This window comes from Gaetbulibacter sp. NE, assembly GCF_025548475.1.
Classification (GTDB): Bacteria; Bacteroidota; Bacteroidia; order Flavobacteriales; family Flavobacteriaceae; genus Gaetbulibacter_B; species Gaetbulibacter_B jejuensis.
The window spans coordinates 944,954-968,372 of the sequence record NZ_JAOQHY010000001.1 but is presented as its reverse complement, the minus strand read 5'-3'; the positions used below and the strand labels follow the sequence as shown (position 1 = coordinate 968,372).

The 23,419-nt window shown below is 34.0% G+C and carries 21 protein-coding genes; 11 read left to right on the top strand and 10 right to left on the bottom strand.

Annotation, left to right across the window (positions count from 1 at the left end; translation table 11 throughout):
- Positions 1-56: 56 nt before the first annotated feature.
- Positions 57-3,422 carry a DUF7933 domain-containing protein gene (locus tag OD803_RS14640; protein WP_262732499.1) on the top strand — a complete coding sequence of 1,122 codons (3,366 nt, stop codon included), beginning with the start codon at positions 57-59 and terminating at the stop codon, positions 3,420-3,422.
- Here the strand turns inward: OD803_RS14640 and OD803_RS04460 are convergent.
- Positions 3,419-4,153: a hypothetical protein gene (locus tag OD803_RS04460; RefSeq protein ID WP_262732498.1), complete on the bottom strand. Its 735-nt coding sequence runs from the start codon at positions 4,151-4,153 to the stop codon at positions 3,419-3,421. The genes OD803_RS14640 and OD803_RS04460 overlap by 4 nt on opposite strands.
- 102 nt (positions 4,154-4,255) lie before the next feature.
- Here OD803_RS04460 and OD803_RS04455 point away from each other — a divergent pair, with 102 nt between their 5' ends.
- From OD803_RS04455 to OD803_RS04415, 9 genes are all read left to right on the top strand, one after another.
- A complete protein-coding gene (locus OD803_RS04455) occupies positions 4,256-4,903 on the top strand; it encodes a thymidine kinase (protein ID WP_129759849.1) in 648 nt (215 codons plus the stop codon).
- On the top strand, positions 4,896-6,002 hold the full coding sequence (gene alr / locus OD803_RS04450) for an alanine racemase (RefSeq protein ID WP_262732497.1): 1,107 nt from the start codon (positions 4,896-4,898) through the stop codon (positions 6,000-6,002). Before OD803_RS04455 ends, alr begins: the two co-directional genes overlap by 8 nt.
- A 63-nt stretch (positions 6,003-6,065) precedes the next feature.
- Positions 6,066-6,467 carry a large-conductance mechanosensitive channel protein MscL gene (gene mscL, locus OD803_RS04445; RefSeq protein WP_129759847.1) on the top strand — a complete coding sequence of 134 codons (402 nt, stop codon included), beginning with the start codon at positions 6,066-6,068 and terminating at the stop codon, positions 6,465-6,467.
- 136 nt (positions 6,468-6,603) lie between these two features.
- Positions 6,604-7,593, top strand: coding sequence for an aspartate-semialdehyde dehydrogenase (locus tag OD803_RS04440; RefSeq protein ID WP_262732496.1), 990 nt, complete (start codon positions 6,604-6,606; stop codon positions 7,591-7,593).
- A 106-nt stretch (positions 7,594-7,699) separates the two neighbouring features.
- Complete coding sequence (locus tag OD803_RS04435) at positions 7,700-8,806, top strand: hypothetical protein (protein ID WP_262732495.1); 1,107 nt, start codon at positions 7,700-7,702, stop codon at positions 8,804-8,806.
- Positions 8,807-8,830: 24 nt separating this feature from the next.
- A complete protein-coding gene (locus tag OD803_RS04430) occupies positions 8,831-10,930 on the top strand; it encodes an FG-GAP-like repeat-containing protein (protein ID WP_262732494.1) in 2,100 nt (699 codons plus the stop codon).
- 85 nt (positions 10,931-11,015) lie between these two features.
- The gene (locus OD803_RS04425; RefSeq protein WP_262732493.1) at positions 11,016-12,371 is read left to right on the top strand and encodes an Ig-like domain-containing protein; all 1,356 of its coding nucleotides are present in this window, start codon (positions 11,016-11,018) and stop codon (positions 12,369-12,371) included.
- A gap of 18 nt (positions 12,372-12,389) precedes the next feature.
- Positions 12,390-14,792, top strand: coding sequence for an FG-GAP-like repeat-containing protein (locus OD803_RS04420; RefSeq protein ID WP_262732492.1), 2,403 nt, complete (start codon positions 12,390-12,392; stop codon positions 14,790-14,792).
- A gap of 69 nt (positions 14,793-14,861) precedes the next feature.
- Entirely contained in the window at positions 14,862-15,779 is a 918-nt protein-coding gene (locus OD803_RS04415) for an ABC transporter ATP-binding protein (protein WP_262732491.1), read from the top strand.
- On the opposite strand, the gene OD803_RS04410 is transcribed toward OD803_RS04415, so the two are convergent.
- From OD803_RS04410 to pdxA, 8 genes are all read right to left on the bottom strand, one after another.
- Positions 15,766-16,215, bottom strand: coding sequence for a GreA/GreB family elongation factor (locus tag OD803_RS04410; RefSeq protein ID WP_134198303.1), 450 nt, complete (start codon positions 16,213-16,215; stop codon positions 15,766-15,768). The genes OD803_RS04415 and OD803_RS04410 overlap by 14 nt on opposite strands.
- Positions 16,216-17,328, bottom strand: coding sequence for an NAD(P)/FAD-dependent oxidoreductase (locus OD803_RS04405; protein ID WP_262732490.1), 1,113 nt, complete (start codon positions 17,326-17,328; stop codon positions 16,216-16,218). It lies immediately after the preceding gene.
- A gap of 193 nt (positions 17,329-17,521) precedes the next feature.
- A complete protein-coding gene (gene accC / locus OD803_RS04400) occupies positions 17,522-18,874 on the bottom strand; it encodes an acetyl-CoA carboxylase biotin carboxylase subunit (protein ID WP_131506429.1) in 1,353 nt (450 codons plus the stop codon).
- A 91-nt stretch (positions 18,875-18,965) separates the two neighbouring features.
- Complete coding sequence (accB, locus tag OD803_RS04395) at positions 18,966-19,454, bottom strand: acetyl-CoA carboxylase biotin carboxyl carrier protein (protein WP_131506428.1); 489 nt, start codon at positions 19,452-19,454, stop codon at positions 18,966-18,968.
- A 37-nt stretch (positions 19,455-19,491) separates the two neighbouring features.
- A complete protein-coding gene (locus OD803_RS04390) occupies positions 19,492-20,487 on the bottom strand; it encodes a beta-ketoacyl-ACP synthase III (RefSeq protein ID WP_131506427.1) in 996 nt (331 codons plus the stop codon).
- A gap of 181 nt (positions 20,488-20,668) precedes the next feature.
- On the bottom strand, positions 20,669-20,872 hold the full coding sequence (rpmF, locus tag OD803_RS04385; protein ID WP_129759835.1) for a 50S ribosomal protein L32: 204 nt from the start codon (positions 20,870-20,872) through the stop codon (positions 20,669-20,671).
- An 8-nt stretch (positions 20,873-20,880) separates the two neighbouring features.
- Positions 20,881-21,420 (bottom strand): YceD family protein, encoded by a 540-nt coding sequence (locus OD803_RS04380; RefSeq protein ID WP_262732489.1) that lies wholly within the window; start codon positions 21,418-21,420, stop codon positions 20,881-20,883.
- Positions 21,421-21,492: 72 nt separating this feature from the next.
- Entirely contained in the window at positions 21,493-22,539 is a 1,047-nt protein-coding gene (gene pdxA, locus OD803_RS04375; RefSeq protein ID WP_134198306.1) for a 4-hydroxythreonine-4-phosphate dehydrogenase PdxA, read from the bottom strand.
- Positions 22,540-22,598: 59 nt separating this feature from the next.
- On the opposite strand from pdxA, the gene OD803_RS04370 reads away from it, so the two are divergent.
- Positions 22,599-23,192: a riboflavin synthase gene (locus tag OD803_RS04370; protein ID WP_134198307.1), complete on the top strand. Its 594-nt coding sequence runs from the start codon at positions 22,599-22,601 to the stop codon at positions 23,190-23,192.
- Here the strand turns inward: OD803_RS04370 and OD803_RS04365 are convergent, their stop codons facing one another.
- Positions 23,193-23,384 carry a PID-CTERM protein-sorting domain-containing protein gene (locus OD803_RS04365; protein ID WP_262732488.1) on the bottom strand — a complete coding sequence of 64 codons (192 nt, stop codon included), beginning with the start codon at positions 23,382-23,384 and terminating at the stop codon, positions 23,193-23,195. It abuts the gene before it with no gap.
- Positions 23,385-23,419 lie beyond the last annotated feature (35 nt).

The following is a 23,419-nucleotide window of genomic DNA, read 5'->3' as shown; positions in this document are numbered from 1 at the left end:
ATTATTTGACATCTATTTGTAAAAACCAACCTATGTTCAAAAGCGTTTTAAGCCTCGTGATTTTTTGTCTCTGTTTTTTTAAATTATCTGCTCAAACGACAGATTTAGCAGTAGTTGTAGAGGCTCAAAACCTGAGTGGTACCGATGTTTCTCAGGTTCAAATCTACCAAGAATTTCAGTACATAGTTACAATTATAAATTCTGGAAATGCGGTAAGTAATGCTACTTTTTCTTTAAACCTTAATGATGACGTTGTTGTTAACTCTTATGTTTCGCAAAACAATTTAGGAGGTGCAAGTGATGCCGAAAATTTCAACCTTGACCTCAATAACGTCCTCACAGGAAGTGTTGCTAGTTTACCCAATAACTCTAGCGTTGAAATACGAATTAATGTTAATGCGCCTACAGATATTGGAGGAATTGCTTTTGATGCATTAGTCTCTCCTCCATCAGGCACTACCGACACCAATACATCAAACAACCAGTCTATAATTTCTATTGATGTTATTGATATACCTATTGATTTTTCGGTAATATATTCTCAAATAAGTCCTGCTGAAGGAACAGGAATTAGCGCCTGGAACGATACTGTAACTTATGAATTTACAATCACCAATAATAGTAGTGTTTCTTACCCTTTATATGGAATAACTGGGTTTATGACATTGCAATCTCCTTTTGAATATGGTCAACCAGTTGTACAATTACAATCTATAGAATGTGTTGGCTCAACCAATGGAACAGAGTGTCCAGATCTCTCTACTGTAAATGGTCCATTAACTGTTGTAAATACAACGTCAGCTATTTTTAGTTATGGCACACCTCATGTGTTTACTTCAGGCGGCTCTATAACTTTTCAGGTTGTTTATCAATTTCTACAACCTAGTTGTGCTTTTGATCCACAGCAAATAATTGTAGATAGTTATATTAATATTGAGCTAAACCACGTTAATGAATCTTCGGATAGTTCTAATTTAGTTCAAACTAATTTATTGACTGCAGAATTATGTAATGTGACTGATATTTGTATTGATACTATTCAAACAAATCCTGATGTTTCTACCATTGTTGATTGGGGAGAAGAAGTCACCTTTGAAACTACAGTTTGTAATAATGGACCTCTTGACGCTCCTATTGTTTTCTTTCTACAAAACCTATCTACTACAGTAACTTGGGATATAATAAGCATAACCTGTTTAGGCACAACAGGAGATGTTACATGCGATGATTTTACTATTACTGATATGAATACGTTGTGGGCTAGTGATACGTTTACTATGCCTGTTGGAGCAACCATTACTATTGAAACAACAGTAATTTTCCTAGAACCAGAGTGCTCAACAAGTACACAAAATACACTTGCACATGTAAGAAGCGGAACCAATATTATGCAAAGTCAGCTTTTTGATTCAAATATTGAAAATAGCGCTCAAAGTGATTTTGTTACATTACCTCCTACTGCATCTTGTCCTGCATCTGATATACAAGTTATAAAAACACAAATTGCACCAGAATTACCTGAAGGCGGAGACGCTAACAACACTACAGATTGGGGACCAATCACTTATGAAATAACCGTTACAAATGCTGGTGATGTAGATACTTTTATCGAGCTTTCAGATTATATGACTTTAGCTGGAAGCATACCTGTTTCTGCTAGTTTACTTTCTGTTGAATGTGTTTCAACAACTGGTACTGCTGAATGTTTTACTATTACAAACGCAAACATAGATGTGGTTTTTGATGGTGAACCAGAAGATGGTGAGTTTGATGAATTTTGGGGAATTACCGTTGAAGACAATTGGGAATTACCTGCGCAAAGTTCTGTAACATTTCAAGCAACTGTAAATTGGCAACCTGGTTGTTCAAGCGCTGCTATTCCTGTTATAAATAATGTTACAGCAAATCATATTGGCGATGATATTATTGATGCAAGTCCTTCAAATAACAGTTCTCAAGTAACTTCATATTTAGCACCTTGTGTAGATTTAATTGTACAAACCTTTCCTGAGTTTACTCAAGTTACCGTTAACCAGCCTTTTGATTGGATAATTGACATAAGTAATAGCACAACAAGCTCTAACGCTACAAACATATTTTTTGAAGATATATTAGACGCTAACTTTACAGTTGTTGGTGACCCAACATGTAGTGTTACTGCTGGTACTGCTACTTGTATGAGTGGCTTTTCAGTAACCGGAAATACTATTTCGGGTGTAATTCCTAATATGGAATCTGGTTCAACTGTTAGAATACGAATTCCTGTTACTGCACCAAGTTTTGGTGGAGCTTTTAACAATACTGCCGAAGCAACTCCAGATATTGCTGAAAATAATGAGTTAACTCCTGAAACAAATATTTCAATAAGCAACGTTCAAGTTATTGCACCTACTTTAACTAAAGCGTTTGATCCTGATACTATTTTTGAAGGTCAAGAAAGTACTTTAACTTTTACAGTTTACAATATTGCTTCAAACCCTTCGCAAACCAACATTTCATTTACCGATAATTTACCTGCTGGTGTAGTACTTTCTGGAGAAGCCTATTGGGTTGAAGACAATGGTTGTACATCAACATTTACAGGAACAAGTGGAGACACCTTTGTAGGCGTAACTAACCTAACCTTTCCTGAAGGTGTTGCAAGCTGTACTTTTGCAGTTTCGGTGACATCTAGTAGCATTGGTACTCATATTAATGACAGCTCTAACTTTAGCGACCAAAACAATATTGACACTTCACAAGCCTATGCTGAGTTAACGGTTTTACAAGACACTACTGATGTAGATATTGAAATTTTAAAATCTGTTTCGCCAGAAGAAGTTTCTATTGGTGAAGAGGTGATCTTTACAATTACCGCAAGTAACCTAGGTCAAACTACAGCTACACTTATTGAGGTTATTGACAATTTACCTAGTGGTTATGAGTACATATCTTCAACTGTTTCTGAAGGCGTTTTTGATGCATCAAGCTTTACTTGGTCAATTGCTTCACTTACTTCCGGTCAATTAGAAACATTAACGATTACTGCTCGTGTTTTATCCTCTGAAAACCTATTAAACATTGCTTTATTGGGCACAGTAAATGAAACTGATAGGGACGATACAAACAATAGCGATAATGCCGAAGTTGCTGTAAACAATTGCTTAGAAATACCTCAAGGAATTTCTCCTAACAATGATTCTTCAAATGACTTTTTAGTAATTCCTTGTATTGAAGATTATCCAGAAAACCGAATTAAGATTTTTAACCGTTTAGGAGTTCAAATTTATCAAAGTGATAACTACAGAAATAATTGGGATGGAAAACCAAATATGGGATTCCCAGAAACTTCTAGCTTATTACCTGTTGGTACATATTATTATATACTAGAAATACCAGAACTACAAAAACCTATTATGGGTTGGTTGTACTTAAATTATTAATCAAACTTACTTTCAATAATTTCCATGAAGCGTTCTTCGTAATCCTCTTTTCCTTCCCATTGGTTGTAATCAGGTTTTACGATATTTTGAATTAAATGACTCGCTTCTTGAAAAGAGCTTGATGTATTTATTTGAGAAAGCACTCTGTCGTAATCTTCATTTTTACCATCAAACAAATGCTTGATAAATGCAATTTTATCATTTAAACCAATAGTAATTCCTCTTCGCTTTAGCTTATCGTTAAGCGACTTCTTTATGTCTTGTTTAGCTTCGGCAACAGGTTCAAAAATTGGCATCTCTTTAAAATCAGCTGTTAACTCTTCTAAATCGTTTTTATGATAATTGGTTTTAGGAATCGCTTTTTCAAACACTTCATCAATTTGTTGGGTTTCTTCAGGCATTTGGGCAACAATATCCTTAATTTTTTCCATTACTGGCTCCATAATGCCATCGTCTTCAACATCGTCAAGGTTTATGTAAATTTTGTCTTCAACCTCAATATTGTCACTTACTTTATTATTGAAAGCAACATCCAACATTCCAAAAAACGACGAGTCTCCACCTATAGTTGGCATATCATCTTCAAAGTTTTCTTGGGCAAACTTTAAAACGGTAAGTTTTTCATACAGAGCAGATACTTCAGCATGCATTTTATCAACATCTTCTCTTCCTTTTAGTTTAAGAATTCGATGCGCAATGCTAATTAATTCTGATTCCAATTTCTTCTTCATAACTTTTAAAATTTAATCCAAATTATACTTTTGATTTTTAATAAATTTACGCCACCTTTATGCAAACGGGAATTTTCCCTGTTTTAGTGTTAAAATTACAAAATGTTTCTCGAAAATACAGTAAATCATAAAGAACAATTTGGATGGATTGAAGTTATTTGCGGTTCAATGTTCTCGGGTAAAACCGAAGAATTGATTCGCAGATTAAAACGTGCTCAATTTGCAAGACAAAAAGTAGAAATTTTTAAACCTGCAATTGACATACGTTATGACGATGAAAAAGTTGTGTCGCACGACTCTAACGAAATTCGCTCAACTCCTGTTCCTGCCGCAGCCAACATTCCTATTTTGGCTGATGGTTGTGATGTTGTAGGTATTGATGAGGCTCAATTTTTTGATGATGAAATTGTAAGGGTTTGCAACGACCTAGCAAACAAAGGTATTCGAGTTATTGTAGCAGGTTTAGATATGGATTTTAAAGGTAATCCTTTTGGTCCAATGCCTTATTTAATGGCAACTGCAGAATATGTTACAAAAGTACACGCTATATGCACAAAAACAGGAAATCTGGCTCAGTACAGCTATAGAAAATCTAAAAATGATAATCTTGTATTATTAGGTGAAGTTGAAGAATACGAACCTTTAAGTAGAGCCGCTTTTTATAAAACCATGTTGCGTGATAAGGTAAGAAATATGAAGGTTAATGATCCTGAGGATCTTTCTAATAAACCACAAGACGACAATGCCTAAAGTTCAAGAAACTACGCTTGAGATTAACTTAAAATCTTTAGAGCACAATTATAATTACCTTACTTCCAAAACCTCAGAAAACACTAAGTTTCTTGCTGTTGTTAAGGCTTTTGGATACGGAAGTGATCCTGGTAGAATTGCATTAAAACTTCAAGATTTAAATGCTGATTATTTTGCGGTAGCTTATGTACAAGAAGGTATAACATTACGAGATGCTGGTGTCACCAAGCCTATTTTGGTGCTTCATCCTCAACCTACAAATTTTAAAACAATTATTGAACGCTGTTTAGAACCAAGTATATATAGCTTTAAAGTTTTAAAAGCATTTATTGCTGAAGCTGAAAAAGAAAAGCTTCAGCAATATCCTATTCATATTAAATTTAATACAGGTTTAAATAGATTAGGTTTTAATGAGAATGACAGCAAAGAGATTATTGACACCTTAAAAAAAACTAATGCTGTTAAAGTGAAATCTATTTTTTCGCATATGGCAGCTAGTGAAGATTTAAACGAAAAAGAATTTACGCTATCTCAAATACAAAGTTTTAAAAACATCATATCCGTTTTTGAAAACAATCTAGGTTATTCTGTTTTAAAACACATGTGCAATACTTCTGGTATTTTAAATTACCCTGAAGCACACTTTGATATGGTTAGAAGTGGTATTGGCTTGTATGGTTTTGGTAATTCAGCTGAACAAAACAAAAACTTAAAACCCATTGCAAGTTTAAAATCTGTAATCTCGCAAATTCATCATATTAATAAAGGAGAAAGCCTTGGTTACAATAGAGGTTTTGTTGCTAAAAACCCAGTTAAAACCGCAACAATACCTGTTGGGCATGCTGATGGTATTGGAAGACAATATGGTAAAGGAAAAGGGTTTGTTACCATAAACAATCAACGCGCATACATACTTGGCAATGTGTGTATGGACATGATTATGGTAGATGTTACAGCTATTGACTGCGAAGAAGGAGATGAGGTTATTGTATTTGATAATACATATACTGCTGAAGCCCTTGCTTCCTCGGCAAGTACCATTTCCTACGAAATTTTAACTGCTATATCCCAACGCATCAAAAGAACTTTTATTGATTAACTCAATGTGTTGTAATAATTTTTTAGTTATTTTAGTAACATACTAACTATAAAACAATTTATTATGCTTAAAGAATTTAAAGAATTCGCAATGAAGGGCAACTTGGTAGATATTGCTGTTGCCTTTGTAATGGGTGCTGCTTTTAACAAAGTAGTAAGTTCGTTTACAGGCGGAATTGTTTCTCCCTTAATTGGATTAATTTTCAAATCAGACTTCAAAGACCAAAAATGGATTATTACCGAAGGCACCTTAAATGATGCTGGTGAAACCGTTGGTGAAGTTGCTGTACTATGGGGAGATTTCTTAACCAACGTTATCGACTTTGTAATTGTTGCTTTTGTAATGTTTATGGTTATAAAAGGAGTTAACAAAATGAAGAAGAAAGAAGAACCTGCTCCAGCAGCTCCTGCAGGACCATCAGATAATGAGTTATTAGCAGAAATTAGAGACTTATTAAAAAAGTAGTTTCTTGTTAATAATTTAACAATTGAAAATTTATTGTTAAAAAGCCTTTGTTGATGAAAAAACGAAGGCTTTTTTCGTTCAATACAAAGGAATTAATACTTAGCTTTGTTAACTTAATTTATAAAAGCATTAAAAAATGAAAGTAGCTGTAGTTGGTGCAACTGGTATGGTAGGAGAAGTAATGTTAAATGTTCTTAGCGAGCGTAACTTCCCTTTAACCGAACTTATTCCTGTAGCTTCAGAACGTTCTGTAGGAAAATCGGTTTTGTTTAATGGTAAAAACTATACTGTTGTTGGACTAAAAGATGCTGTTGCAATGCGTCCTGATATTGCTTTATTTTCTGCTGGTGGAGGAACCTCATTAGAATGGGCTCCAAAATTTGCTGAAGCAGGAACAACTGTTATTGATAATTCTTCGGCATGGAGAATGGATCTTGATAAAAAACTAGTGGTTCCTGAAATTAATGCTAACACACTTACAAAAACCGATAAGATTATAGCTAACCCTAACTGCTCTACAATTCAAATGGTTTTAGCGTTGGCTCCTCTTCATAAAAAATATAAAATAAAACGTATTGTAGTTTCTACTTACCAATCCGTTTCTGGAACAGGAGTGAAAGCTGTAAAACAACTAGAAAATGAAATGGCAGGAGTAGAAGGAGAAATGGCTTATCCGTATCAAATCCACCGAAACGCCATTCCACATTGCGATGTATTTGAAGAAAACGGTTATACAAAAGAAGAGATGAAACTCGTAAGAGAAACTCAAAAAATTCTTGATGATAGAACTATTGCTGTCACTGCTACTGCTGTAAGAATACCTACAGCAGGTGGTCACAGTGAAGCAGTTAATGTAGAGTTTGAAAATGATTTTGACCTAAAAGAAGTACGAAATATTTTAGAAAACACTGATGGTGTTGTGGTTCAAGATGATTTACAAAACAACTCTTACCCAATGGCAATAAATGCACACGGTAAAGACGATGTTTTTGTTGGAAGAATAAGACGAGATGGCTCACAACCCAATTCCTTAAACCTTTGGATTGTAAGCGATAACCTTCGTAAAGGAGCAGCTACAAATACAGTTCAAATTGCTGAGTACTTGATTAAAGAAAATTTAATATAAAAAATAGCATTTTAACTCAAATAAACAGTAAAAACGTGTAGTACAACTAATTAATTCTATTTGCTTTACGCGAATAGTTATCTTAGGTGTCCAAATTTTACTGTAAATGCTAAAAAATTACTTACAGCGTATCGGTCTGATTATGTTGGTTTTGGTACAGTTTTCATGTGCCAAAGACGACAATTACATTTCTTTACCTCAAGACGAAGACCCTATTGAAACGTCTCCAGTGGTTTTTGACATTGAGTCTGTTCCTTATCAAACGCTTTCTGAATATAATTTCTTTGAAGGAGACTTATCAAACCTAAACCCTGTTTATGGTGTTTTACCTTATGATTTAATTTCTCCTCTGTTTTCAGATTATGCTCACAAAAAACGATTTGTTTGGATGCCTGAAGATGTAAGTGCTAGCTATGTTGATGACCATTCTGTTCTTAACTTCCCTGTTGGAACAATTCTCATCAAAAACTTCTATTTTGATACTGTTTCTCCTGGTTCGCAAACCAAAATTCTAGAAACAAGGTTAATGATTTTAAAGGAAGAAGGTTGGGTATTTGCAAATTACAAATGGAACGAAGAACAAACTGAAGCCAATTTTGATTTAAACGGAAGTTTTGAAGCTTTCAGTTTTACTGAAAACAATATTGAAAGAAATGTAAATTATCGTATTCCTGCTGAAGCAGAATGTTTAACCTGTCATAAATCATCTAGTGACACTTCAATTCCAATAGGCCCTAAACCACAAAACTTAAACAAAAGTTTTTTATATGAAGATGGTACAAAAAACCAACTTCAAAAATGGATTGAAATGGGTTATTTAACAGGAAGTGTTCCTCAAAACATCTACTCTGTTGTTGACTGGAGTGATGAAAACGAGCCTCTAGAACTTCGTGTTAGATCTTATCTAGACATTAATTGTGCGCATTGCCATTCAGACGATAGACACTGCGATTATAGACCTGTAAGATTTGCTTTTAATGAATCAGAAGATATTACCAACCTAGGCGTTTGTGTTGAACCTCATACAGTTATTGATCCTGCGTTAACTTATATTGTAAGCCCAGGAAACATACAACGCTCTGTAATACCAACAAGATTAAATACAACAGAGGAATCCTTGAGAATGCCTCTATTAGGAAGAACACTAATACACAAAGAAGGTGTTGACTTAATAGAAGAATGGATAAACTCGCTAAATACTATATGTGAATAATAATACTACTTATATAACTTAATTATGAAACCTATAATAATATCAATCTTTGCCTTTTTTGTTACTGTTTCAGTAAACGCTCAAAGTTATAACTCATGTACTGATGCGTTTAATGCTCCAACAATTACTGCCGGAACTTACTCTGTAGGAACAATAGATGGCGATGAACCAAGTGATTTTTGTATAACAGGTAGTAGCTCAAGTGTTACTGCTGCTGAGTGGGTTAAATATGTGCCAACTGCTGATTATTCAATTACGGTGAGTTCTGACCTTCCTGTTAATGGAAATAAAGACACTCGCTTACACATTTACACAGGGACCTGTGGAAGCTTAACTTGTGTTGGTGGTGATGATGATTCAGGTACATTTACAGGAACAAATACTGGTTCGTATTTATCTGTGTTAACAGTAGAGGTAACTGCAAATCAAACGTACTACATTGTTTGGGACAACAAGTATACAGATAGTAATGACTTTGACTTTGAATTAACCGAAAACCCTCCAACTCCTCCTGTTCCTGTTACATTTACAACTCAAGCTTCTGGAATGTCTGGTTCTTACAAAAGAGGTATGGTAGATATGAATGGTGATTTTCTAGACGATTTAGTTGCCGTTAATACCGATTCAACTTACGTTTCAGGATATGATATTGAAGGTGACCCTATTTACACAACTGTTGAAAAACCTTATATCTTTATTCGTTATCAATTAGCTGGAGGAACATTTCAAAAAACCAAAATAGTTACTTCTTATCCTGATTATAAACCGTCTTGGAGTTTAGCTGCAGGAGACTGGGATGCTAATGGGTACAATGATCTTTTATATGGAGGGAACTCTGGTGTAACATTCATGAAAGCTAACTCAACAGGAACTGCATATACCGAAATCTCTGGTCCTGAATATGTTTTTTCACAACGTTCAAACTTTGTTGATATTAATAATGATGGTCATTTAGATGCATTTGTTTGTCATGACACGGCTCCTAGTGTATCCTATATTAATGATGGTTCTAATAATCTCATCTATGAAAACACTAATGGATTAGGAGATTATGCTTCGGGTGGAAACTATGGTTCTATTTGGGTCGATTATGATAACGACAGAGATATAGATATGTTTATGGCTAAATGTGGTGGTAGTACCGAAAGAAGAACAAACCAATTATACAGAAACAATGGAAATGGAACTTACACTGAAGTAGGAACTGTAGCTGGTTTAGACGATATAATGCAAACTTGGTCTTCGGCTTGGGGTGATTTTGATAACGATGGAGATATGGATATTTACATTGGCTCAAGTACTGCAAACGACCATAAAATAATGCGCAACAATAATGATGGTACTTTTACTGATGTTACTGCAGGATCAGGTATAAGTAGCGCTAATCAAGGGATAGAGTGTGTTGCTGGTGATTTTGATAATGATGGGTATTTAGATGTGCTTTCAAATGGATCTATTTTGTTTGGTGATGGCACATTAAAGTTTAATGTATATAGTGGTCCTCCTAGTGGTTCAATTGGTGATATAAACAATGATGGTTTCTTAGATGTCTTTACTAACAGTGTTTATGTAAATGATGGTAACAGTAATAACTGGATAAAAATTATTACCATTGGAGATCAAGCTGGTGGTTATAGTAATATTAATGGTATTGGAGCTAGAGTAGAAATTAATTCTGCTTTAGGAACTCAAATTAGAGATGTTCAAAGCGGAACTGGTTTTAGGCACATGAGTACATTAAATACACATTTTGGTATTGGTACAGATAGCTCTATAAACTATATAAGAATTTATTGGCCATCAGGAATTATCGATCAAGTTAACAACCCATCAATTAACGGAAGTATTACAATTGTAGAAGGAGCTAATACATTAGGACTAGAAGATTCAATGGTTAATGATTTAATTCTTTATCCAAACCCAACTAAAGACATTTTAAACTTAGGAAGAATAGACAATTTAGCAGATGCCTTTTACACCATTTTTGATATTACTGGCAAACGTGTAGTAAATGCTAAACTTAGTCAAAACTCTATTGATGTTTCACATTTAAATTCAGGAAACTATATTTTAAGAGTAGTATATGGGGCATCAATTAAAACCCAAAAATTTATCAAATACTAAACTATTTAATAATAAACACATCATATCTTAAAAGATTTTAGCTTTAAGTAGATATATTTCTTATATTAGGCTTCTTTTCTTACTTATGTTGAAAAAAGCTCTGTTATTAGGAATACTAATTGTTTGCTTTTCTTGTGGTTCAGACGATAATTATGTTTCAAGAGAAATTGAAACAAGTCTTGATACTGCTTCAACTCAAGAGTCTGTTTCTGTTCAAATAGCTATTTTTGAAAACGATGGTTATATTCCCGAACAAGGATTTTTAACAATAAGCACTGCTTCTAATGGTTTTGTGGAAATTTTAAACAATAACACGCAAACTATTTTAGATGACCTTGTGGTTTACACTCCAAGTCCAAACTTTACTGGTCAAGACACCTTTACTTACACGGTTTGTGAAAATGAAAACTCTTCAATCTGTGTTACTGAAACTGTATCTATTACTGTGACTTCAACCTCAACCGTGAGCTTCAACCTTAACGAAATACCTTATCAAAACTTATCGGAGTATGGGTTTTTTACTGGGACTTTAAAAGACTTAAATCCTAGTTCAGGAGTTGTTCCTTACGATCTTAGTTCTCCTCTTTTTAGTGATTATGCTCATAAAAAACGTTTTTTATGGATGCCTAATAATGTTTCAGCTCAATATGTTAATGATCACAGTCCTTTCGATTTTCCTGTTGGTACAGTACTGATTAAAAATTTTTATTACGAAAATGTTCAACCAACAAATACAACCGTTCTTATTGAAACCCGATTAATGTACATGACTGATGAAGGTTGGGATTTTGCAAAATATGTTTGGAATGATGAACAAACCGAAGCGACTTTTACAGATGATGGCAGCTTTAAAAGTATCGAGTGGATAGAAAACTCACAACTTAAAACGGTTAATTACCGAATACCCTCCAAAAATGAATGTTTTACTTGTCATAACAAATTTGGAACTCCACTTCCTATTGGTCCTAAACCGCAAAATATAAATAAAGAATACAATTACTCCGAAGGTTTAAAAAATCAATTAAACAAGTGGATTGAGGTTGGTTACCTAGAAAACACCATACCTTCCAACATCGTATCAACTGTTAACTGGGAAGATGAGTCGCTTCCTTTAGAAATTAGAGCTAGGTCATACATTGACATAAACTGTGCACATTGTCACTCAGACGAGAGTTATTGTGAGTACAGGTCAATGCGTTTTGCTTTTAACGAAAACGACAACCAAGAAAACATGGGTGTTTGTGTTGATGCTGATACGCAAGTCGAAGGGCTAACAACAATAGTAACACCAAACAACTTTAACGAATCCATACTACACTTTAGAATTAATTCTGTGCAAGATCAATATAGAATGCCTTTACTGGGTAGAACTTTAAAACATGTTGAAGGCGTTAGATTAATAGAAGAATGGATAAACTCCTTAAATACAGATTGCCAATAAATTAAAACTAATCATGATATGAAAAAAATTACTCTAGTTTTATTTTTAATTTCGAGCTGCTTAAGTGCTCAAGTTTTAAATCAATCAGCCAATTGGCCAAATACCAACTGGACACTGTCAGGAACCTATGATAGTAATCCATTATTTTTTGTAGAAAACCCAACAGTAGATTCATCAACATTTTCATTTGATGAAGACGAAGCTGGGGATAACTCAATAAATAATATTGCTGCTGTTTCTCCAGTAATTAATCTAACCAATGCTTATAATGCAGGTGAAACATGGATACTAGTAGATGCAAATTATGTTATAAGTATTTATCAAGATGAATCTTTAAGTTTAGAGTATTGGGATGATGATGCTTCAAGTTGGATTAGTTGGGGAACTCCTATTACTTCTAATTCATCTGGTGCGCCAAACAGCAATTTTTGTGGTGGTCCACCTGAAGCCTTAAATGCAGGTCATTTAAACATTTCAGCTTTTACTACCAACCAACTGGCAAACTTTCAATATCGAATTCATTATAATGATAATGGTTCTTGGGGTTGGGGATTTTGTCTTACCTCACCAACCATTTATTCTCAAATGCCTCCTGCTTGTCCTAATATAACTAATCTTAGTGTGAGCAACGTTTCTTATGATTCTGCAGATATTTTCTGGCAAGCTGGTGATGTAGAATCATCTTGGGAAATAGTCATTCAATTGGTGGGAACAGGAGTGCCAACGGGATCAGGAGAAAGCACAACTTTTAATAATCCTTATGAGGCTAGTAGCTTATTAGACAATACAACTTATGAAGTTTATGTTAGAGGAAATTGTGGAGGTGGAGATTATAGCAATTGGATAGGTCCTGTTAACTTTACTACACCTGTATTATCTAGAGTTAACTTTACTCAAGATCCAATAGATGTTGCCTCTGGTTACGATTTAACTGTTGTAGACATGAACAATGACTTCTTAGACGATATCGTTTCTGTATCAAATACTAATGTAAATATCCATTACCAATTAGGTACAGGAGGTTTTAATGAAGCTAATTTACCGACACCTGAAGCTGACTTTATGCCTGGGTGGAGTATGGCAGCAGCAGACTTTGATGCTAATGGATATACAGACCTAGTTTATGGAAACACTTTTGGAGTTACTTTTATGAAGGCAAATGATACAGGTACTGCTTTTATTGAAATCTCTGGTCCTGAAGACGTATTTTCTCAACGCACAAACTTTGTTGACATCAATAACGATGGGCATCTCGACGCTTTTGTTTGTCATGATGTTGCTCCTAACGTTTTCTATATTAACGATGGAAATGGCAACCTAACATTTAACCAAGGTGGATTAGGTGATTATTCATCTGGTGGTAATTATGGATCTATCTGGATTGATTATGATAACGATAGAGATATTGATATGTTTATTGCAAAATGCGGAGGAGAAGTAGCAAGAAGAACCAATCAAATGTTAACCAATAATGGAGATGGTACTTTTACTGAAAACGCTACTGCCTTAGGACTTGACGACCCAATGCAAACATGGTCTTCTACTTGGGGAGATTATGATAACGATGGAGACATGGATGTGTTTGTTGGTGCAAGTTCAGGAAGTCACAAATTAATGAGAAATAATGGTAATGGTACTTTTACCGATGTAACTTCTGGGGCAGGTGTAAGTACTGCTCCTACTGGTCATGAAAACGTAAGCTATGATTTTGACAATGATGGTTTTTTAGACATTGCTTGTAATGGTACAATTATGTATGGAAAAGGAGACCTCACATTTGAAGATATAGATAATGCGCAATTGAGTTACGCCAACGGATCGTTTGGAGACTTAAACAATGATGGCTTCATCGATGCTTACTACAACGAAACCATATACTGGAACAATACAACACCTAACAACTGGATAACAATTAATACTGTAGGTACAGTTAGCAATATTCATGGTATTGGAGCCAGGGTTGAAATTCATACAGATTCAGGTACTCAAATAAGAGACGTAAGAAGTGGAGAGGGTTTTAAATACATGAGTACACTTAACACTCACTTTGGCTTAGGTTCTCAAACAAGTATTAATAATATTACTATTTATTGGCCTTCTGGCATTATAGATATTGTTGAAAACCCAACAATAAATACTAGTGTGGTGGTTGTTGAAGGAGAAACTCTTGGATTGGACGATACGCTAACAGATAACTTAATTATCTACCCTAACCCTACAAAAGACTTTTTGAATATTTCTCTTCCTGCTGATAGCCTTGAAAATGCTATTTATACTATTTTCGATATCTCAGGTAAACGTGTTAGCAATGCTAAATTAGATGCTTTAACCTTAGATGTGTCCTACTTAAGTGCAGGAAATTATGTTTTAAGAATCATTTCTGGAAATTCAATTAAAACTCAAAAATTTATAAAACAGTAACATACTTTTATATAAAATTTCTAAAATCGCTCAGTCACTTGAGCGATTTTTTTATGGTACTTTTGCAGCATGCTAAGCGTAAAGAACATTTCATTTAAATACAGTAAAGATTTTATACTTAAAGGTATTGACTTCACTGTTAAAAAAGGAGAGCATATTTCAATTATTGGCGAAAGTGGTTCAGGTAAATCAACACTGTTGAAACTTATTTACGGAGAGTTAGATTGCACCAAAGGACAACTGTTTTGGAATACGACCGAAATTTTAGGCCCTGAGTATAATCTTGTTGTTGGCTATCCCTTTATGAAATATGTATCGCAAGAATTCGATTTAATGCCTTTTACTTCTGTTGAAGAAAATATAGGCGCATTCCTATCTAATTTTTTTCCTGAAGAGAAAAAAGAACGCGTTAATGAACTTCTTGGAGTAGTTGAATTAAATGACTTTGCCAAAACTAAAGTAAAACTGCTTAGTGGAGGTCAAAAACAACGTGTAGCGTTAGCTAGAGCTATTGCAAAACAACCTGAAATATTGTTGCTAGATGAACCTTTTAGCCATATTGATAATTTTAAAAAACAAAGTCTAAGACGAAATCTTTTTAACTATTTAAAAGCAAAAAACATTGCTTGCGTTGTTGCCACACATGATAAAGAAGACGTCTTAGGATATGCTGATCGAATTTTAGTCTTAAACGATTCAAAAATTGTTGCAAACAACACACCTGAAGCTCTTTTTAAAAATCCTAAAGAACCTTTAATTGCTTCTTTTTTTGGAGAGTTTAATACTATTGGTGGTCAAATTATCTACGCACATCAATTAAAAGTGGTTGAAAACTCTAAGCTGAATGTTACCGTAAAACAGTCTTACTTTAAGGGAACACATGTTTTAATTGAAGCTATATACAATGGAAGTTCGGTATTTTTTAACCACCATACTATACTAGAAAAAGGAGCAAACGTGTGTTTAGAAGTTGTCACTCAACCTTAGTGATTTTAAAGGTTTTATCTCTAAAAACAACCTCATCACCTATCCTTTTCCCTGTTAGTTTTTGACCTATTGGTGTTTGTGGAGAAATTGCAAAAAACGCTATTCCGTTAATACGTATTTGACCAGCACTTATTGCTATAAAATAATTTAAATCGCTAGTGTAAACAACACTTCCTAAGGTAATTTTTAAAGTTGTACTTAAAGGATTTACTTTAAAAAGAACCTCTTTTAAAGCTTCAGCATCTCTAAGTTGTTCACCTGCTTTTTCTCGCTCTAACTGAATCATAGCGCGACCTGTTTCGTGCTTATCTCCTGCACTACTTTTGGTTTCAGAAAGTAATGATTGTTGAATTTCTTCTATGTTACGCTTGATAGCTTCAATTCTGTTTTCAACAAAATTTAAACACTGACTGTATAGTTCTTGCTTGATATTCACTTAAATTAACTCTGATAACTCTTTACCTATACTACTACCTATTGCAACTCCCATGCCTCCTAAACGCACACCACAAAATACATTATTGGACACTTGTTTAACAATAGCTTTCTTTTGATTACCAACTCCCATTATACCACTCCATCTATGCTCAATTTCAAAAGGTGTTTGAGGTAAAATGGTGGTTTTTAACAACAATTCTAGTTGGTCTTGAATTAGTTTGGTTTGATTAAATACTGTTGTTTCTTCACCTTTAAAATCAAGGTGTCGACCTCCTCCAAAAAGGATTCTATCATCAATATTTCTAAAATAATAATAGCCTTTATCAAAATGAAACGTTCCTTTTATGGGTAAGTTTTCAATAGGTTTAGTAATTAAAACCTGAGCTCTTGCAGGTTTTACATCTTCATCTAATAATTGAGACGCAAAACCATTTGTGGCTATTATTAGTTTTTTGGTTTTAAACTCAAATGCATTAGTTTTTAGATGAACTAAAGCTGTAGTTTCTTCAAATGCTTCTAGTGTAAGGCTATTAAGTATTTTAATGCCTTTAAGCAATACTTTTTCTAGTAAAGCTTGCATCATTAAACCTGTGTCTATTTGACCTTCAAACGGATTAAAAACGTACTTGTCTTTGATGTTTTTGAACTTAAAGTCATTACCTCTTAAACCAAATACATCAGCCTTAAAAATAGGATTTAACAAGCTGTTTACTGATTCTCGCTTGGACAAACAATCTTCATATAATTCATGGTCTGTTTCAGAGAAAAGCTCATAACCACCCAATTGCTGATAATCTATCGCTTTATCAGATAAGTTTTCTCGCAATAATCGTAATCCTTCAATACGTTTTTTTACAAGGTTTACAACCTCATCTTCGGTATGTGTGTTTAAATCATCTAGTATTTCGCTTAAGCTACCAAAACAAGCAAATCCTGCATTTTTAGTACTTGCGCCTTGAGGTAAAATCCCTTTTTCTAAAATTAAAATTTTAGCTTTGGGGTATTTATTTTTTAAGTGTAGCGCACAGTTTAAACCAACAATACCACTACCAACAATAGTAAAATCGATAGTGCTTAACCATGTTTTTATTTCCCAGTAACTAAAATTCAAAAAGACGAAAGGTTTATTACCGTAAATGTACTTATTTTTTAGTAGTAATTTTGACTTGTGTTAAGGATAGAAACGACATCCTTTTTTTAAGGAACGAAGAAAAAAGATATAGTGAATAGCCTGACTTTTGCGCATGAAATAGCAAAAGGAACACCATAAAAAAACTCCGAATTTTCATTCGGAGTTCTATTATTTATTCTTCAACTTGTTTTTCCATTACAAAATCTTCCATAAACTTAGTGGTATAGTTTCCTGCTAAATAATCAGGATGTTCCATAAGTTGTCTGTGGAAAGGTATTGTAGTTTTAATACCTTCAATAACAAACTCGTCTAGAGCACGTTTCATTTTATTAATCGCTTCTTCTCTTGTTTGAGCAGTAGTAATCAACTTAGCGATCATAGAATCGTAATTTGGCGGAATACTATAACCTGCATAAACATGAGTATCTAAACGCACACCATGACCTCCTGGAGCGTGTAATGTAGTTATTCTACCTGGAGATGGTCTAAAGTCGTTAAATGGATCTTCAGCATTAATTCTACATTCAATTGAGTGTAGATTTGGCGTGTAGTTTTTACCAGAAATTGGCACACCTGCTGCTACTAAAATTTGTTCGCGTATTAAATCGAAATCAATAACTTGTTCAGTAATTGGGTGCTCAACTTGAATACGAGTATTCATTTCCATGAAATAGAAGTTTCTATGTTTATCTACAAGAAACTCTACAGTTCCTGCGCCTTCGTATTTTATGAATTCTGCTGCTTTTACAGCTGCTTCACCCATTTTTTTACGAAGTGCATCAGTCATAAAAGGCGATGGTACTTCTTCGGTTAATTTTTGATGACGACGTTGTACCGAGCAATCTCTTTCAGATAAATGACATGCTTTTCCACGAGAGTCACCAACAACTTGAATTTCGATATGTCTTGGCTCTTCAATAAGCTTTTCCATATACATATCGTCATTTCCAAAGGCTGCTTTACTTTCTTGTCTAGCTGATTCCCATGCTGCTTTAAGGTTTTCTGGTTTCCATACAGCACGCATTCCTTTTCCTCCACCACCAGCAGTTGCTTTAAGCATTACTGGGTAACCTACTTCTTTTGCAAGTTTTTCACATTCTTCAAAATCGGCAATAATACCTTCACTACCTGGTACACATGGTACTCCTGCAGCTTTCATTGTAGCTTTAGCTGTTGCTTTATCTCCCATTTTAGAGATCATTTCAGCTGAGGCCCCAATAAATTTTATATTATGCTCTTCACAGATTTTAGAAAACTTAGCATTCTCAGATAAGAATCCGTATCCAGGATGAATTGCGTCAGCGTTAGTAATTTCGGCTGCGGCAATTATATTAGACATTTTTAGGTAAGACTCTGTACTTGGTGCAGGACCAATACAAACGGCTTCGTCAGCAAACTTTACATGTAAACTATCAGCATCTGCCGTAGAGTAAACAGCTACCGTTTTAATGCCCATTTCTTTACAGGTTCTAATAACACGAAGTGCTATTTCTCCTCTATTGGCTATCAGTATTTTTTTAAACATAACTAGATGAGTTTAAAAGTTTATGGTTTATGTGTTTAGAGTTCTAGCTAAAATAGTTTTGAACTTTTAACTGTAAACTTTAAACTTCGAATTATGATGGATCTACTAAAAATAATGGTTGATCGAACTCAACTGGTGATGCATCGTCCACTAGTACTTTTACGATTTTTCCTGAAATTTCAGATTCAATTTCGTTAAATAATTTCATCGCTTCAATAACACACAATACATCACCTTCTTTAATAGTGCTTCCTACCTCAACAAAAACAGGCTTGTCTGGTGAAGGCTTGCGGTAAAATGTTCCAATTATTGGAGACTTTATAGTTACATATTTTGAATCTTCATTTGAAGCTGCTGGTGCAACAGGAGTTGATGCTACAACTTCAGCTGCAGCAACTGCTGCTGGTTGAGCAACTGGTGTTTGAGCCATTGGAATTTGTTGTACAATGGTTGTTGCTTCTCCTTTATCGTCACTTCCTGTTTTAATGGTGATTTTTATATCGTCCATTTCTAATTTAACCTCGCTTGCTCCAGACTTGGCAACAAATTTGATTAAGTTTTGAATTTCCTTTATATCCATAATAAATTAGATTAGTTAATTAAATTGGTTTTATTAGTTAGGAATTATATGCCCATTTTAAATATATTGATCCCCAAGTGAATCCACCTCCAAAAGCAGCAAAAATTAAATTGTCTCCTTTTTTTAGTTTGTCTTCGAAATCACTTAATAGTAATGGTAATGTTGCAGATGTTGTATTACCATATCTATGAATGTTTTTAAGTACTTTAGAATCTTCTAAATTCATTCTACTTGCTGTAGCGTCTATGATTCGCATATTAGCTTGATGTGGCACTAACCAAGACACATCATCATGTGTTAGGTTGTTTCTTTGCATTATTTTTTCGCAAACATCAGCCATATTAGATACAGCAAACTTAAACACTGTTCTACCATCTTGGTGTACAAAATGTTGTTTGTTTTTTACAGTCTCTTCATTTGGAGGTAATATTGAACCTCCTGCTTCTATTTTAAGAAACTCTCTTCCTGAGCCATCACTTCTTAAGTATTCATCTTGAAAACCTAAGCCTTCGGCATTAGGCTCCAAAAGCACAGCTCCTGCTCCATCACCAAAAATAATACATGTAGCTCTATCAGTATAGTCTATAATTGAAGACATTTTATCTGCTCCTATAAGTAGCACTTTTTTATATCTTCCTGATTCTATATAGCTAGATGCTGTTGACAAACCGTAAAGAAAACTTGAGCATGCAGCCTGCAAATCGTATGCAAAGGCATTGGTAGCTCCTATTTTAGTGGCTGTATAAACTGCTGTAGATGCTACAGGCATATCTGGTGTAGCTGTAGCAACAATTACCAAATCGATTTCTTTAGGATCGATTTGCTTTTTTTCTATTAAGTTTTCTGCTGCTTTAACTGCAAGGTAAGAAGTGCCTTCGCCTTCTTTTTTAAGTATTCTGCGTTCTTTTATACCTGTTCTGGTTGTTATCCATTCATCATTTGTATCTACCATAGTCTCTAAGACTTTATTTGATAGTACAAACTCAGGCACAAAAGCTCCTACAGCTGTTATTGCTGCTGTGATTTTACTCATTGCTTATTAATTAGTTATCTCAAAAAAGGTGGTAAAAGTGTCAAAAACAAGTAACTTTTGTATAAAATCACCACTTTTTTGGTCAAATATTATGCAAATTAAGTTGTTTTTAAGACTTTCAAAAATTAATCATAAAAAAAACGCTCTGTTTAGAGCGTTTTATTGTATGCGCGCATAATAGTTATGCTAAATTTTCTTCTTTTTCAGAATTATCTATAAGTACTTGACCTCTGTAATACAATTTACCTTCGTGCCAGTGAGCTCTATGGTAAAGATGAGCTTCTCCTGTTGTAGGGCATGTTGCAATATGAGGCACTGATGCCTTATAATGTGTTCTCCTTTTATCTCTTCTAGTTTTAGAAATCTTTCTCTTAGGATGTGCCATTTTCTATATTATTTATCCGTTAATAGTTTTTTTAATGTATTCCAACGAGGATCAATTTCCTCTGATTGGGTTTTATTTTCTTCAGCTTTAGGGCTTAATTCTTCTAACTTTTTAAGCATTTCTGACTCTAGTGTACCATCTTCAACTCCTGGGTGAACCCTTTTTGCTGGAACTGATAATACTATTAGTTCATAGATGTATTGTGAAATATTGATTTCGTATTCGCCATGAGGAATAATAAGCACATCTAAATGCTCGTCATTATACTCTTCGCCAAACTTTACAACTAAATCAAAAGTACCTTTTACCTTTTGGTTATAAGGCTCATTTGACACATCACAATTAACGTTAACGTCTCCTTTTATTTTAAAATGTAATTCTAAAAAGGTTGTTTTTTTTTCAAAAAGCAATTCTGCTTTTACGTTAACATCATTAAACTCATCATACTCAAAATGCTCAAAGAACTTTTTATCAATTTGATAATCAAAATGATGTTTCCCTAGCTTTAATCCTACAAAAGGGATTGTATACTCTTTTAACAACTTCATATCCACATTCATTTTGAGCCTGCAAATATATAAATTTTTTATTAAGTAGCCGATGTTATAAACAATTTTTGTTTATATCTTTTTTGGCGCTTTTTTTAATGGGTTTTTTGAAAGCTCGTTATATTCAGTTCTATTCTTAAATATTTTTAATGCTGTAAAGATGGCTTCTTTAAAAGAACTTTCGTCTGCAATACCTTTTCCTGCTATTTCATAAGCTGTCCCATGATCTGGCGATGTCCTTATTTTAGTTAAGCCAGCAGTAAAGTTTACACCATTTCCAAAGGCAATAGTTTTAAAAGGAATTAATCCTTGATCATGATAGGAAGCTACCACAGCATCAAACCCTTTATAGTTGCCTGAACCAAAAAAGCTATCGGCTGAATATGGTCCAAAAACCAATTTTCCTGATGCTTTAATTTTTTGTAGTGTTGGTCCAAGCACTTTATCATCTTCATTTCCAATAACGCCATTGTCTCCTGCGTGAGGGTTTATTGCTAGAACTGCAATTTTTGGTCTATTAATTCTGAAGTCTTTTTTAAGTGAGGTATAAACCGTATGTATTTTGTCTTCGATAAGTTGTGGCGTAATATGATTTGGCACATCTTTTACAGGAACATGATCTGTAAGCAAGCCTACTTTTAACGAATCGGTTACCATAAACATGAGGCTTTTGCCACCTATAACTTTAGCTAGATAATCTGTGTGTCCAGGAAATTTGAACTTATCAGATTGTATATTATGCTTATTAATAGGTGCTGTAACCAAAACGTTTATTTTATCACTTTTAAGTGCAGATGCAGCAGCCTCTAAAGACCTTATAGCAAATTGCCCAATTTTTGGGTCTTCCTTACCAAACTCAATATTGACATTATCTTTCCATGTATTAAAGACATTTACTTTACCTTCAACTATTTGGTCTAAATTATTTATACCATGAAAGTTTATACTACTATTGAAATGTTTTTTAAAAAAGGACATCACTTTTACTGAAGCAAAAACAACTGGCGTACAAAAATCAAGCATTCGAGAGTCTTCAAATGCTTTTAATGTGATTTCTGGCCCAATACCGTTTAAGTCTCCTATAGAAATTCCTACTGTAATTTTTTCTTCTTTTTTCATTAAAATACTTTCTTAGTGTGTATTTTTACAGTTACAAATTTAACCATTTATTCGACATTATGTTTACAGGAATTATTGAAGAAATAGGTACCGTTACCAAGTTAAGCCATGAAGATGAAAACCTAGTTCTTACAGTAAAAAGTAATATTTCATCTGAACTTAAAATAGACCAAAGTGTATCTCATAACGGAATATGCTTAACCGTAACAAGCATTGGCAATAATGAACATACCGTTGTTGCTATAAGAGAAACATTAGCAAAAACTAATCTTGGTGGTTTAAAATTAAACGAAGGTGTTAACCTTGAAAGAGCAATGAAACTTGGTGATAGACTAGATGGTCATATTGTTCAGGGTCATGTTGACCAAACAGCAGTTTGTACTTTTAAAGAATCGCAAAACGGAAGCTGGTTATTTTCTTTTAAGTATGACGATTCACTTAACAACATTACAATAGAAAAAGGTTCTATTACTGTTAATGGCGTTAGTTTAACGGTTGTAAACTCTAAAAAAAATGAATTTAGTGTTGCAATTATTCCTTACACTTATGAACATACAACTTTCAAACAAATAGAGGTTGGTGATACAGTAAACTTAGAGTTTGATGTTTTAGGCAAATATATAACTAGGCTTCACGAGTTAAAGCAAGAGTAATTACTTTATTTTCTTTTTTATTCCATAAAATAAACCTATAGCTACCAGAAAAGCAATACCACCATTAATAGGAAGTCCTGGAGGAGGTGGAGGGATTGGAGGAGGAGGTGTTCCATCTACTTGAGCGTTGCATACAAAACTTATTAATACAAATAAGATTGAGGCTAAAATTTTCCTGTTTTGTATTCCCATTTTTTACTTTTAATGTATAAAAAGTAAGTTATTAA